This window comes from Aurantimonas coralicida DSM 14790 (assembly GCF_000421645.1).
GTDB classification, from domain to species: domain Bacteria; phylum Pseudomonadota; class Alphaproteobacteria; order Rhizobiales; family Rhizobiaceae; genus Aurantimonas; species Aurantimonas coralicida.
The window spans coordinates 70,981-84,769 of sequence record NZ_ATXK01000010.1; the positions used below are offsets into that span (position 1 = coordinate 70,981).

At 65.8% G+C, this 13,789-nt stretch carries 15 protein-coding genes; 11 read left to right on the plus strand and 4 right to left on the minus strand.

Annotated features, from left to right (window positions below; all coding sequences use genetic code 11):
- Positions 1–15 precede the first annotated feature (15 nt).
- Positions 16–1,269 carry a tyrosine--tRNA ligase gene (tyrS, locus tag H536_RS0117855; protein WP_024351745.1) on the minus strand — a complete coding sequence of 418 codons (1,254 nt, stop codon included), beginning with the start codon at positions 1,267–1,269 and terminating at the stop codon, positions 16–18.
- 89 nt (positions 1,270–1,358) lie between these two features.
- Here tyrS and H536_RS0117860 point away from each other — a divergent pair, with 89 nt between their 5' ends.
- On the plus strand, positions 1,359–2,534 hold the full coding sequence (locus H536_RS0117860) for an anhydro-N-acetylmuramic acid kinase (protein WP_024351746.1): 1,176 nt from the start codon (positions 1,359–1,361) through the stop codon (positions 2,532–2,534).
- Between the two features lie 28 nt (positions 2,535–2,562).
- Here H536_RS0117860 and H536_RS0117865 read toward each other — a convergent pair whose 3' ends face one another.
- Positions 2,563–3,237, minus strand: a complete 675-nt coding sequence (locus H536_RS0117865) for an alpha/beta hydrolase (RefSeq protein WP_024351747.1) — start codon at positions 3,235–3,237, stop codon at positions 2,563–2,565.
- A 187-nt stretch (positions 3,238–3,424) separates the two neighbouring features.
- Here H536_RS0117865 and H536_RS0117870 point away from each other — a divergent pair, with 187 nt between their 5' ends.
- The 10 genes from H536_RS0117870 to H536_RS0117915 all read left to right on the plus strand — a co-directional run bounded on the left by H536_RS0117870 (position 3,425) and on the right by H536_RS0117915 (position 11,783).
- Entirely contained in the window at positions 3,425–4,612 is a 1,188-nt protein-coding gene (locus tag H536_RS0117870) for a cysteine desulfurase family protein (RefSeq protein ID WP_024351748.1), read from the plus strand.
- Positions 4,613–4,745: 133 nt separating this feature from the next.
- Positions 4,746–6,269, plus strand: a complete 1,524-nt coding sequence (gene sufB, locus H536_RS0117875; RefSeq protein ID WP_024351749.1) for a Fe-S cluster assembly protein SufB — start codon at positions 4,746–4,748, stop codon at positions 6,267–6,269.
- Positions 6,266–6,583 (plus strand): antibiotic biosynthesis monooxygenase family protein, encoded by a 318-nt coding sequence (locus H536_RS25200; RefSeq protein WP_024351750.1) that lies wholly within the window; start codon positions 6,266–6,268, stop codon positions 6,581–6,583. The genes sufB and H536_RS25200 overlap by 4 nt, the downstream gene beginning before the upstream one ends.
- Before the next feature lie 14 nt (positions 6,584–6,597).
- Positions 6,598–7,353, plus strand: coding sequence for a Fe-S cluster assembly ATPase SufC (gene sufC / locus H536_RS0117885; RefSeq protein WP_024351751.1), 756 nt, complete (start codon positions 6,598–6,600; stop codon positions 7,351–7,353).
- Between the two features lie 2 nt (positions 7,354–7,355).
- The gene (gene sufD / locus H536_RS0117890) at positions 7,356–8,591 is read left to right on the plus strand and encodes a Fe-S cluster assembly protein SufD (protein WP_024351752.1); all 1,236 of its coding nucleotides are present in this window, start codon (positions 7,356–7,358) and stop codon (positions 8,589–8,591) included.
- Between the two features lie 95 nt (positions 8,592–8,686).
- The gene (locus tag H536_RS0117895) at positions 8,687–9,937 is read left to right on the plus strand and encodes a cysteine desulfurase (protein WP_024351753.1); all 1,251 of its coding nucleotides are present in this window, start codon (positions 8,687–8,689) and stop codon (positions 9,935–9,937) included.
- A gap of 87 nt (positions 9,938–10,024) precedes the next feature.
- Positions 10,025–10,438, plus strand: a complete 414-nt coding sequence (locus tag H536_RS0117900) for an SUF system Fe-S cluster assembly protein (protein WP_024351754.1) — start codon at positions 10,025–10,027, stop codon at positions 10,436–10,438.
- Between the two features lie 10 nt (positions 10,439–10,448).
- A complete protein-coding gene (locus H536_RS0117905; RefSeq protein ID WP_029703574.1) occupies positions 10,449–10,868 on the plus strand; it encodes a VOC family protein in 420 nt (139 codons plus the stop codon).
- Between the two features lie 119 nt (positions 10,869–10,987).
- On the plus strand, positions 10,988–11,365 hold the full coding sequence (gene sufA, locus H536_RS0117910; protein ID WP_024351756.1) for a Fe-S cluster assembly scaffold SufA: 378 nt from the start codon (positions 10,988–10,990) through the stop codon (positions 11,363–11,365).
- Between the two features lie 28 nt (positions 11,366–11,393).
- The gene (locus H536_RS0117915; protein WP_024351757.1) at positions 11,394–11,783 is read left to right on the plus strand and encodes a TfoX/Sxy family protein; all 390 of its coding nucleotides are present in this window, start codon (positions 11,394–11,396) and stop codon (positions 11,781–11,783) included.
- 57 nt (positions 11,784–11,840) lie between these two features.
- Here H536_RS0117915 and mazG read toward each other — a convergent pair whose 3' ends face one another.
- Together mazG and H536_RS0117925 are read right to left on the minus strand one after the other, a co-directional pair.
- Entirely contained in the window at positions 11,841–12,713 is an 873-nt protein-coding gene (mazG, locus tag H536_RS0117920) for a nucleoside triphosphate pyrophosphohydrolase (RefSeq protein WP_024351758.1), read from the minus strand.
- Between the two features lie 261 nt (positions 12,714–12,974).
- On the minus strand, positions 12,975–13,787 hold the full coding sequence (locus H536_RS0117925; protein WP_024351759.1) for an MBL fold metallo-hydrolase: 813 nt from the start codon (positions 13,785–13,787) through the stop codon (positions 12,975–12,977).
- Between the last annotated feature and the right edge of the window lie 2 nt (positions 13,788–13,789).

The window sequence follows — 13,789 nt, forward strand, 5'->3', positions numbered from 1 at the left end:
GGCGCGTCCGGCCGCTCAGTCGGCGGGCCGGACCAGCACGTGCTTCTTGCGCCCGACAGACAGCTTGACGACGCCCTGGACGAGGGCGTCCGTGCCGACCGTCAGCCGCTCGTCGGTGACCTGCGCGTCGTTGACCCGCACGGCGCCGCCCTTGATGTGGCGGCGCGCTTCGCCGTTCGAGCCGGCGAGGCCCGCGGAGACCAGCAGCGACAGGAGGCCGACGCCTTCGGCCAGCGACGCCGCCGGAACCTCGATGGTCGGCAGGCTGTCGGCCAGCGCACCTTCCTCGAAGGTCTTGCGCGCCGTCTCGGCGGAGGCTTCGGCCGCGGCGCGGCCGTGCAGCATGGCCGTGACCTCGTTCGCCAGCACCTTCTTGGCGTCGTTGATCTCCGAGCCGCCCAGCGCTTCGAGCCGCGCGATCTCGTCCATCGGCAAGGTGGTGTAGAGCTTCAGGAAGCGACCGACATCGGCGTCCTCGGTGTTGCGCCAGTACTGCCAGAAATCATAGGCGCTGAGCATGTCGTCATTGAGCCAGATCGCGCCCGAGGCGGTCTTGCCCATCTTGGCGCCCGACGAGGTGGTCAGCAGCGGCGAGGTGAGGGCGTAGAGATCCGCACCCTCCATGCGCCGGCCGAGATCGATGCCGTTGACGATGTTGCCCCACTGGTCCGAGCCGCCCATCTGCAGCTTGCAGCCGGTGCGCTTGTAGAGCTCGACGAAGTCGTAGGCCTGCAGGATCATGTAGTTGAATTCGAGGAAGGACAGCGACTGCTCGCGGTCCAGCCGCAGCTTGACCGAATCGAAGGAGAGCATGCGGTTGACCGAGAAGTGCCGGCCGACATCGCGCAGAAAGGCGACGTAGTTCAGCTCCAGCAGCCATTCGGCGTTGTCGACCATGACCGCATCGGTCGGCCCGTCGCCGAAACGGATGTATGGCTGGAACGACCGCTTGATGCCGGCGAGATTGGACGCGATCGTGTCCTCGGTCTGCAGCTTGCGCGCCTCGTCCTTGAAAGACGGATCGCCGATCATGCCGGTGCCGCCGCCCATCAGCGCGATCGGCCGGTGACCGGTCTGCTGCATCCAGTGCAGCATCATGATCTGCATCAGCGAGCCGACATGCAGGCTGGCGGCCGTCGGGTCGAAGCCGATATAGCCGGTGACCGTTTCGGTGCGGAACAGCTCGTCGAGGCCGTTGTCGTCGGATGTCTGGTGGATGAAGCCGCGCTCGGCGAGTGTCGCCAGGAACTCGGACTTGAAGCGGGTCATGGAATGGTGATCCTGTTCTTTCGCCGGAGCGGCAGGCGCTCCGCAAGATGTGGGGTGCGGTTTATCAGCCCTGCGCCAGAATTCCAGTTGTGGAGCCGAAATTGCGCCAACCGAAGCTGCGCCGCGCCATCGGCCTGATGAGCGGCACGTCGCTCGACGGAATCGACGTGGCGCTGGTCGACACGGATGGCGATACCGTCGTCGAACGCGGACCGGCCCGGGTCTACGCCTATGACGCGGTATTCCGGGACCAGCTCGCGGCGGCGCTGGAGACCGCCAAGACGATCCGGCAGCGCGACGCACGTCCCGGGGATCTGGCGGCGCTGGAAGTCGCGCTCACCCAACGCCACGGTGAAGCGGTCACGCGCTTCCTAAAGGAATGCGGCATCGACAGGGCCTCGGTCGATGTCGTCGGCTTTCACGGCCAGACGGTGCTGCACCGCCCGGCCGAGGCGCTGACGGTCCAGATCGGCCGGGGCGATTTCCTCGCCCGGCAACTGGGCCTGCCGGTGGTTCATGACATGCGTGCGGCCGACATGGTGGCCGGCGGGCAGGGCGCGCCGCTCGTGCCCGCCTATCACGCGGCGCTGGCCGGCAGCCTGCCCGCGGACCGTGGGACCTATCCGGTCGTATTCGTGAATATCGGCGGCATCTCGAACGTCACCTGGCTCGATGGTGAAACCGATCCGGTCGCCTTCGACTCGGGGCCGGGCAATGCGCTTCTCGACCAGTGGCTGCAGCGCGAGGCGGGCATTCCCTACGACCAGAATGGCGCCATCGCCAGCGAGGGCGGTCTGATCGAAGGCATGGCCGAACGCTATCTGGCGTCGGACTTCTTTGCCCGACCCGCACCGAAATCGCTGGACCGTTTCGATTTTCCGGTTCCGCCGCCGGGCAGCGGCACGCTCGAGGATGTCGCCCGCACGCTGTGCTTCGTCAGCGCCGCGGCCATCCTGATGTCGGCCGAGCATTTTCCGGCCAAACCGAAGCTCTGGATCATCTGCGGCGGCGGGCGCCACCATCCGGCGATCATGGCCGATCTGAAAGCCGGCGCCGGGCCGGATGCGGTGGTCGTCTCGGCCGAGGAGGCCGGTTTCGACGGCGATGCCATGGAGGCGGAAGCCTGGGGCTATCTCGCCGTCCGGTCGCTGGATCGCCGTCCGCTGACCTGGCCGACGACCACCGGCTGCCGCGAGGCGGTGACCGGCGGTGTCCTGTCGCTGCCGGATGATGCCCGACAGGCGGAAGCCGGCACCGATCGCTGAGAGGCGTCTCGGTGCCGGGTTCTGAGGCCTAGCGCAGGCGCTTCGGCCGCGGGTCGCTGAGTTCGCCGGCCAGACGCCGGTCGAGATATTCGGAGCATTCGCCGAGCAGCTCGTCGGTGTGCTCGCTGTAGAAGTGGTTGGCCCCTTCCATGGTCTTCTGGGTGATGACGATGCCCTTCTGGGTCTTCAGCTTGTCGACGAGGGTCTGGACGTCCTTCGGCGGTGCCACCCGGTCCTTGTCGCCATGGATGATCAGGCCCGAGGACGGGCAGGGGGCAAGGAAGGAGAAGTCGTAGGAATTGGGCTGCGGCGAGATCGAGAAGAAGCCTTCGATCTCGGGACGGCGCATCAGGAGCTGCATGCCGATCCAGGCGCCGAAGGAATAGCCGGCGACCCAGCACTGCTTGGAATCGGGATGCAGGCTCTGCACCCAGTCGAGCGCCGAGGCGGCGTCCGACAATTCGCCCGAACCATGGTCGAACTCGCCCTGGCTGCGGCCGATGCCGCGGAAATTGAAGCGCAGGGTGGTGAAGCCGCGCTCCACGAACATGTAGAAGAGCTTGTAGACGATCTGGTTGTTCATCGTGCCGCCGAAGCGCGGATGCGGGTGCAGGACGATGGCGATCGGGGCGTTCTTCTCCTTGGCGGCCTGGTAACGGCCCTCCAGGCGGCCGGCAGGGCCATTGAAGATCACTTCGGGCATAATAATGTTCCTTGGCGAGCGGGATGGCTCGGCTGGCCTGACTTGACGAAGCCGAAGTGGCCTCGTAGGGTCCAGTTTAGAATGATTCAAAACTACGGGCGTCTATCAGGCGTCTTGTAGTCCGGGCGTCGTCGAAAATTCAAGATTTTTGCGCATCGCGCCCCGGACCGAACCGTTGCGAGAGGCAATGAGCAGAGACGAGCGTCTCTATCTGGATCACAATGCGAGTGCGCCGCTTCTGGCCGAAGCGCGCGCCGCGCTGATCGACTCGCTCGATGCCGCCAACGCTTCGTCTGTTCACAGCGAAGGACGTGCCGCCAGGAAGCTGGTGGAGAGCGCCCGTGACGAACTGGCGCGGCTGGTCGGCTGCGACGCCGAACAGATCGCCTTCACAAGTGGCGCCAGTGAGGCGGCCACTACCTGCCTGTCGCCGCGCTGGCTCGTGGACGGGCAGGAGACGCAGGTTTTACATCTCGCCGTCATCGACACCGATCACCCTTGCGTGCGTGACGGCGGTGCCTTCGCCCCCGCCGACGTGACGCGCCTGCCGGTCGATGCTGACGGCATCGTCGATTGCGCCGCCCTGGCCGCATGGGCCGAGACCCTCGAAGACGGCATCACCGGCCTTCTGGCGCTGACGCTGGCCAATTCCGAGACCGGTGTCCTGCAGCCCTTGGACGACATCCGGACGGCAATTGCCGATCGTCCGGTCCGGCTTATCCTCGATGTGGTCCAGATGATCGGCCGAATCGGTTTCGATTTTGCGGCGAGCGGCGCCGATGCGGCTTTCGTCTCCGGGCACAAATTCGGTGCGGCCAAGGGCGTCGGCGCCATGATGTTTCGCGATCCCGCGACGCGGCCTTTCGCGCTCGTGCGCGGCGGCGGCCAGGAAAAGGGGCGCCGCGCCGGAACGGAAGCCGTGCCGGCCATCGCAAGCCTCGGCGCGGCGGCCCGTATCGCGCGGCAACGGCTCGAGCATGCGCCCGACGATCTGATGGCGCTGCGCCGGTATCTGGAAACCGCGCTTCTGGCGCAAGTGCCGCAGGCGACCCTTCTCGGCGGCCATGCGCCGCGCCTGCCCAACACGGTGGCGATCGCAGCATCGGGTCTGCGCGCCGAAACCGCTCAGATCGGTCTCGATCTCGCCGGGCTCGCCGTGTCGGCCGGATCGGCCTGTTCGTCGGGCAAGGTCGGTCGCAGCCATGTGGTCGATGCGATGGTCCGTGGAGGCCTTCAGATTTCTGCCGATGACGGTGCCATCCGCATCAGCTTCGGCTATGACACCGCGACGCACGATCTCGATCGTTTCGTTCGCGAATATGCCGCCCTGGCTGGGCGCGCCGCACCGGCGGCGAGGGCCCACCGCGCGGCGTGACGATAAGAGTTCGCAGGACATCGGCTACGCCCTAAAAATCGGGGCGCTTCGTTGCTATCTACACCGCGCGGCCGGGCGCTTCGGCGGCGCGCCGACCACCGGACCTTGAATCCGGCGAGTATGGAGAATTGGAATGCCAGCAGTTCAGGAAACCATCGATCAGGTCCGCAAGATCGATGTCGATCAGTACAAATACGGCTTCGAGACGCTCATCGAGATGGATGTGGCGCCCAAGGGCCTCAACGAAGACATCATCCGGCTGATCTCCGCCAAGAAGGGAGAGCCCCAGTGGATGCTGGACTGGCGTCTGGAGGCGTTCGAGCGCTGGAAGACGATGGAGAGCCCGTCCTGGGCGCGTCTCGACTATCCCGAGATCGACTTCCAGGACATCCATTATTACGCAGCGCCGAAATCCATGTCCGGCCCGGCCTCGCTGGACGAGGTCGATCCCGAGATCCTGCGCACCTACGAGAAGCTCGGCATTCCGCTTCGCGAGCAGGAGATGCTGGCCGGCGTCGTCAAGCCGGCGGCCGAGCCGACCTATGACGAGGACGGCAACGAGATCGCGCCGCGCGAAAGCCGCGTCGCCGTCGACGCCGTGTTCGATTCGGTCTCCGTCGCCACCACCTTCAAGAAGGAACTCGAGAAGGCCGGCGTCATCTTTATGCCGATCTCCGAGGCGATCCGCGAGCATCCCGAGCTGGTGAAGAAATATCTCGGCTCGGTCGTGCCGGTGTCGGACAATTTCTTCGCCACGATGAACTCCGCGGTCTTCACCGATGGCTCCTTCGTCTACGTGCCGAAGGGCGTTCGCTGCCCGATGGAGCTGTCGACCTATTTCCGGATCAACGAGAAGAACACCGGCCAGTTCGAGCGCACGCTGATCATCGCCGATGAGGGCTCCTACGTCTCCTATCTGGAAGGCTGCACGGCGCCCCAGCGCGACGAGAACCAGCTGCATGCGGCCGTGGTCGAGCTGATCGCCCTGGACGATGCCGAGATCAAGTACTCCACCGTCCAGAACTGGTATCCGGGCGACAAGGACGGCAAGGGCGGCATCTACAACTTTGTCACCAAGCGGGGCGACTGCCGCGGCAAGAACTCGCGCATCTCCTGGACCCAGGTCGAGACCGGCTCGGCGATCACCTGGAAATACCCGTCCTGCATCCTGCGCGGCGACAATTCCCGGGGCGAGTTCTATTCCATCGCCGTGTCCAACGGTCGCCAGCAGATCGACAGCGGCACCAAGATGCTGCATCTCGGCAAGAACACGTCGAGTCGCATCATCTCCAAGGGCATCTCGGCGGGCAATTCGAACAACACCTATCGCGGCCAGGTCTCGGCCAACCGCAAGGCGACCAATGCCCGCAACTTCACCCAGTGCGACTCGCTGCTGATCGGCAACGACTGCGGCGCCCATACCGTGCCCTATATCGAGGTGAAGAACGCCACCGCGCAGTTCGAGCACGAGGCGACCACCTCGAAGATCTCGGACGACCAGCTGTTCTACTGCATGCAGCGCGGCATCCCCGAGGAAGAGGCCGTGGCGCTGATCGTCAACGGCTTCGTCAAGGACGTGATCCAGCAGCTCCCGATGGAGTTCGCCGTCGAGGCCCAGAAGCTGATCGGCATCAGCCTCGAAGGCTCGGTGGGATGATCAAACGGATCTGGCATGGATACACGACGCCGGAAAACGCCGACACGTACGAGGCGATCCTTCGCTCGGAGGTGATCAAGGGCATCGAAGGCAAGGCCATTCCCGGGTTCCGCCGCATAGAGGTGCTGCGACGCCCGCTTGCCGACGAGGTCGAGTTCATCACCATCATGGAATTCGATTCCATCGACAACGTGAAGGCTTTTGTCGGCGATGACCACGAGCGCAGCTACGTCCCCGACGAGGCGCGGCAAGTCCTGAAGCGGTTCGACGAACGCTCGCAACACTATGAATTGCGCGACACGCGCAGCTACTGATCGCAGGAACTGACATGCTTGAAATCAAGAACCTTCATGCCCGCGTGGCGGACGACGAAACCGAGATCCTGCGCGGCGTCAATCTGACCGTCCAGGACGGTGAGGTCGCGGCGATCATGGGGCCGAACGGCTCCGGCAAGTCGACCCTGTCCTACATCCTCGCCGGTCGCGACGACTACGAGGTCACCGAGGGCGATATCCTCTACAACGGCGAGTCGATCCTCGAGATGGACCCGGCCGAGCGCGCCGCATCGGGCGTCTTCCTGGCCTTCCAGTATCCGCTGGAGATCCCGGGCGTCGCCACGATGACCTTCCTGAAGACCGCGCTCAACTCGCAGCGGAAGGCGCGCGGCGAGGGCGAGCTGACCACGCCCGACTTCATGCGCCGGGTAAAGGCCGCGGCAGCCGATCTGAAGATCGACGCCGCCATGCTGAAGCGGCCGCTGAATGTCGGCTTCTCGGGCGGTGAGAAGAAGCGCGCCGAGATCCTGCAGATGGCGCTGCTCGAGCCCAAGCTCTGCGTCATGGACGAGACCGATTCCGGCCTCGACATCGACGCGCTGAAGATCGTCGCCGACGGCGTCAACGCGCTGCGTTCACCGGAGCGCTCGTTCCTGGTCATCACCCATTACCAGCGCCTGCTCGACTACATCGTGCCGGACACGGTGCACGTCCTCTACAAGGGCCGCATCATCAAGACCGGCGACAAGAATCTGGCCCTGCAGCTCGAGAACGAGGGTTACGGCCAGCTGATCGACGAGGCAGCCTGATCATGACGGTGCATCTGCTCAAGACCCGAAGCCCGGCCGAGGCGGCGCTGATCGACAGCGCCGAGCGGGCCGGCAGCGTCGCGACGGCGGCCTCCGCCATCGACGCCCTGCGCCGTGAAGGCCTGCCCAACCGGCGCACCGAAGCCTGGCACTACACCGATCTCCGCGCCCTGATGGGGCGCCTGCCGGCGGCCGAGGCGACGGCGAGCGAAGATTCGGCGCTGCTGGCGCCGCTCCTGCACAACAGCCATGTGGTCGAGATGAGCGATCCGGCTGCGACCAGTGCGCCCGAGGGCGTGCAGATCGCGGCGGTGAGCGAAGCGGCGGACTGGAACAAGTCGCCGAACCATCTCGATCGGCCGATTGATACGGTCCGCCTGGTCAATGCCGCCTTTGGCGCACCGGCCGTCGTGGTCAACGTCGCCGCCGGTACGGCGCTGGCGTCCGCGATCGAGCTGCGCGCCGGCACCGGTGAGCGTGGCCACGGCTTTGCCCGCTGCACGGTCGGCGAGGGCGCCCGCGCGACCTTCGTCGAGCGTATCGAGGGCAACGCCACCGGCGCGCCCTCGACCGGCGTGTCGCACCTGACCATCGCCGACGGGGCCGAAGTGCTCTGGATCATCGATCAGGCGAAGGGCATGTCGGCCGCCCATCTCGGGCAGCTGAACGTGACCGTCGGCGCTAATGCCGTGTTCAAGCTGTTCGTCCTGAACAGCGGCGGCGCGCTGGTACGCAACGAGGTTCACGTCGAATCCGTTGGCGAGAACAGCGAGATTCGAATCCGCGGCGTGAACCTTCTGACCGAGGGCCAGCATGTCGACGTGACGACGACCCTGCGCCACCAGGTGCCCCACACCACCGCGACGGAGACCTTCCGGAACGTGGTCACGGGTGGCCACGGCGTCTTCCAGGGCATGATCAAGGTTGCCAAGGACGCGCAGAAGACCGACGCGAAGATGGCCTGCAACACGCTGCTCCTGTCGGACCAGGGTGACTTCTCGGCCAAGCCCGAGCTGGAGATCTTCGCCGACGACGTGCAGTGCGGACACGGCGCGACGGCGGGCGAGATCAACGCCGATCACCTGTTCTACCTGATGTCGCGCGGCATTCCGGAGAAGCCGGCACGGGCGCTGCTCGTGAAGGCCTTCGTCGCCGAGGTCGTGGAAGAACTGGAAGACGAAGCAGCCGGAGACGCGCTGATGGAGCGCATCGACGCCTGGCTCGCACACGAGCGATAATGCGGTCCTGACGGGCGCGCCGACATTTCGGCCGCGCCCGTCTCGCCCCTCGGCCATGCCGAGGCGACCCGCGCGCAAACCGGAGTTCCCGTGCCATGAAGGCTGACGTGATGGCTGCGGCCAGTCCCGCCTACGACATCGACGCCATCCGGCGCGACTTCCCGATCCTGTCGAAGGAAGTCTACGGCAAGCCGCTGGTCTATCTCGACAATGGCGCCTCGGCCCAGAAGCCGCGGGCCATGCTCGACGCGATCCAGAAGGCCTATAGCGAGGACTACGCCAACGTCCATCGCGGCCTGCACTTCCTGTCCAACAAGGCGACGGAAGAATTCGAGGCGGCCCGCGGCAAGGTCTCGGACTTCCTCAACGCACCGAGCGCCGAGGAGATCGTCTTCACCCGGTCCGCCACCGAGGCGATCAACCTCGTCGCCTATGGCTACGGCATGAACGAGATCGGCGAGGGCGACGAGATCGTCCTGACGATCATGGAGCACCACTCCAACATCGTGCCCTGGCACTTCATCCGCGAGAAGAAGGGCGCCAAGCTGGTCTTCGTGCCGGTCGAGGAAGACGGCTCCATCGACGTCGCGGCCTTCGAACGGGCGATCACGCCGCGCACGAAGATGATCGCCACCACCCACATGTCGAATGTGCTGGGCACCGTCGTCGACGTGAAGGCGGTCTGCGCGATGGCTCATGCCAAGGGCATTCCGGTGCTCGTCGACGGGAGCCAGGCCGCCGTGCATCTGCCGGTCGACGTGCAGGATCTCGATTGCGATTTCTACGTCTTCACCGGGCACAAGGTCTACGGCCCGACCGGCATCGGCATTCTCTACGGCAAGCGCGAGATGCTGGAGCGCACGCGGCCCTTCAATGGCGGCGGCGAGATGATCGTCGAGGTGACCGAGGACGCGGTGACCTACAACGCGCCGCCGCACCGCTTCGAGGCGGGCACGCCGCCAATCGTCCAGGCCATCGGCCTTGGTGCGTCGCTGGATTACATGCGCCACATCGGCCGCGAGGCGATCGCCGCCCACGAGGAAACCCTGCGCGACTACGCCCATGAGCGCTTGCGCGCAGTGAACTCGTTGCGCATCTATGGCGAAGCGCCGGGGAAGGGGGCCATCGTCTCCTTCGACCTGGAGGGCATTCACGCCCACGACATTTCCATGGTCATCGACCGTGAGGGCGTCGCCGTGCGCGCCGGCACCCACTGCGCCCAGCCGCTCTTGAAGCGATACGGCGCGACTTCCACATGCCGGGCATCGTTTGGTATGTATAATACCACCGACGAGATCGATCGCCTGGCCGAGGCGCTCGAAAAGGCGCGGCGCTTCTTCGCCTGATCAGGCGCCCGCCAGAGAAGATTTTGAAGGCATGGCCCCGCAGCATCGCGATCACGCGAAACCGGGGCAGGCCGCAAGGATGATCGCATGACCGACCAAGCCGAACAAAAGCCCGCAGCGGACGACACCGCCGCCGCCAACGTCGCCATGGCGTCCGGCGACAACGGCACGCAATCGGCGATCCCGGCCGAGGAGCTCACGCGCCTCACCGACGACATCGTCGGCGCGCTGAAGACCGTCTACGATCCGGAGATTCCGGCCGACATCTACGAGCTCGGCCTGATCTACAAGATCGACATCGACGACGAGCGCAATGTCGATGTCGAGATGACCCTGACCGCACCGGGCTGCCCGGTGGCCGGCGAAATGCCGATCTGGGTCGAGAATGCCGTGAGCTCGGTCGACGGCGTCGGCCAGGTCCGCGTCGACCTCGTCTTCGATCCTCCGTGGACGCCCGAGCGGATGAGCGAAGAGGCGCAGGTCGCCGTCGGCTGGTTCTGACGCTGACGCCATGACACCGCCGCTGTCGGGATTGCTGGAGACCTGCCTCTATGTCGATGACATGGCGCGGTCGAAGGCGTTCTACGCGGCGCTGCTCGGCATCGAGCCGCTGTTCGAGGAAGAGCGCATCTGCGTCTTCCGCCTGCCCGACGGCACGGTCCTGATCCTGTTCGCCCGCGGCTCCACGCTGGAACCGGTGGCGACACCGGACGGGACGATCCCGCCGCATGACGGCCAGGGCCCGATCCACTTCGCGCTCGGCATTCCGTCGGGCTCGGTGGATGAATGGCGCCGCCATCTCGAAGCCTGCGGTGTCGCGGTGGAGAGCGAGGTGCAATGGTCGCGGGGACGGGGCCACAGCCTGTATTTCCGCGATCCCGACGGCCATGCGGCCGAACTTGCCACACGCGAACTCTGGTCGCGGTCCTGAGCAATGCTGCATCGCGCGCAGCCCGCATGCCGACGCAGCGTTCGCCTTGTGGCGCCTCGCGAAACGCCCCATCTTTCTGATAGTGTTCGCGTGACAGAATTTCTCGAAAGGAGGCCGCCATGGGCCGCTTCACCGTGATGAGCATGACCGACGCCGCCGCCGAGCGGGTCAAGGCGATCACGTCGAGCAAGGGCGAGGGTGCGCTCGGCCTGCGGGTCGGTATCAAGAAGGGTGGTTGCGCAGGGATGGAATACACCATCGACCTCGCAACCGAGGCCAATCCCAACGAGGACATGATCGAGAAGGACGGCGCCAGGGTGCTGGTCGCGCCGGAAGCGGTCCTGTTCCTGCTCGGCACCGAGATGGACTACGAGGAGACCGTCCTGCGGTCCGGCTTCACCTTCCGCAATCCCAACCAGACCTCGGCCTGCGGCTGCGGCGAATCCGTCGAGCTGAAGCAGGCCGATCTGGCGACGCTCGCCGGCCAGCCGGGATGACCGCCCGCCATCGCACCTGAGCGGTCCGATGGACGAGGACATTCTCCGCGAGCTTTTCGCCTCGGTTCCCGGATTTCGCATTCGCCGGATGTTCGGCGGGCAGGGGATCTATGCGGGGGATCGCATCCTCGCCCTGGTCGTCGACGGCGAACTCTATCTCAAGAGCAATGCCGAGACCGATGCCATCTACGAGGCCGAAGGTCTGCAAAACTGGCATTACGCCCGCACCGGTCGAAGCCCCGTGCGGATGCCCTATTACCGGATTCCGGATGCCGCCTTCGACGACCCGGACGAAGCGCAACGCTGGATCGCGCTAGCGGACGGAGCCTCCCGGCGCGCGGCCGAGGCGAAGGGCGCCGCGAAGCCCAAAGGCGAGCCGAAACGGCCGAGATCGGGCACCCGAACCCCGAAGGCCTGAGCGCGGCAGCCTTGACCTGCGGTATCCGACCAGACCCTCAGGACCGGCCCGGCCCCGTCAGGACGCCGCCGGCTGCTTGCGCGTCTTGGCTGCGATCCAGAGCGCTTCCATTTCATCGAGGCTGGCCGTTTCCAGCGCGCGGCCCGTCGCGGCAAGCTCTTGCTCTATATGGCGAAACCGGCCACGGAACTTGCGGACGCAACGCCGCAACGCGGCTTCGGGATCGATCTCGTGATAGCGCGCGAGATTGACCGCACTGAACAGGAGATCGCCGATCTCGCCCTCAAGCGCGTCGCGATCGCCGCTCTCCGCAGCCTCGGCGACTTCGTCGATTTCCTCGATGATCTTGCCGACGATCGGCTCCGGCCGGTCCCAGTCGAAGCCGACTTTCGCGGCTTTCTGCTGGATTTTCAGTGCCAGCGTCAGCGCCGGAAAGCCTGACGGAACCCCGTCGAGAAACCCCGATGCGGCCTGGTCCGCTGCCTCCGGGACGCGCGTGTCGGCCGTCAGCGCGACCGTGGCCGCTGTCGCGCGCAGAGCCGCGCGCTCGGCCTTTTCCTCGGCCTTGATGCGCTCCCACTGGCCCTTGGCCGAGCCCGCCGAACGCGCTTCGGCATCGCCAAAGACATGCGGATGCCGGCGGATCATCTTGCGGGTGATGCCGTCCACCACGTCGCCGAAATCGAACAGGCCGGCCTCGGACGCGAGTTGTGCGTGGTATACGACCTGCAGCAGGAGGTCGCCCAGCTCCTCGCGCAGGTCGACCGCGTCGTTGCGTTCGATGGCATCGGCGACCTCGTAGGCTTCCTCGATCGTGTAGGGCGCGATCGTAGCGAAGTCCTGCTCGACATCCCAGGGACAGCCGGAAACCGGATCGCGCAGCGCCGCCATGATCTCGACGAGGCGTGCAACGTCCTTGGATGGCGTCATGGCGAAACTCCGGAACAGTCCTGCGGATCGATCCCGCATAGCGACGCGCGGACCCGAGGGGAAGGGCCAGCCGATGACCGGCACGCATCGCGGCGTCTCACACGGCCTACAGTCGAGCCCGTATCCATCCACCCATGCACCTAAGTTGCATAAGATAGATTATGGAACCGAACGGATGGCGGCTGATGGGCAGCAGATATGCCGGACGTTGGGCGGCCTCGGTCGGGCCTGCGATCCGGTCGCAGCCGGCGCGGCTCCGGCTCAGGCGTCGAGCGGCCATTCCAGCGTCAGGCCGTCGAAGCCCGGACGCACATGGCCCGGCAGCTCGCGACAGAGTGTGGCGTAGTCCAGCGGAATATGCATGTGGGTCAGCGTCGCTTCGGGCACGCCGAAACGCGCGATCCAGTCGAGCGCCTGCTCGACCGACAGATGGCTCGGATGCGTCCGGTACTGGAGCGCGTCGATGACGATGTGCTGCGCGCCGGCAATGGCCGCGATGGCGGCGTCCGGAAAGTCGCTGACGTCGCTGCAATAGGCCAGCGGCCCGATCCGGTAGCCCAGCGAATGGATCGAGCCGTGTTCCTGGCGAAATGGCGCAAAGCTCAGCTTGCCGCCGGCGCCATCGACCGAGAATGTCTGGCCGGCGCTGATCTCGACATGCCGCGCCACCGGCGGATAGGCGCTGCCCGCCGGTGTCTCGAAGCAATAGCGGAAGGCTTCCAGCACACGGGCATGGGTCGAATGGTCGGAATGCACCGGAATGCGGGACTTCTGGGTCAGCATGTAGCCGCGCAGATCGTCCATGCCGTGAATGTGGTCGGCATGCGGATGGGTCAGCACCACGGCGTCGAGATGTGCGACCCTGGCCATCAGCATCTGCTCGCGAAAATCCGGGCCGCAATCGATGGCGACGACCGTCCGGCCGTTCGGTCCGATCCGCTCGACCAGCGCCGAAGACCGCAGACGGCGGTTCTTCGGGTTCGTCGGGTCGCATGCGCCCCAGTCGCCGTTGATCCGCGGCACTCCCGGCGACGAAGCGCAGCCCAGAATGGTCAGCCGTAGCGTGTCGCTCACCC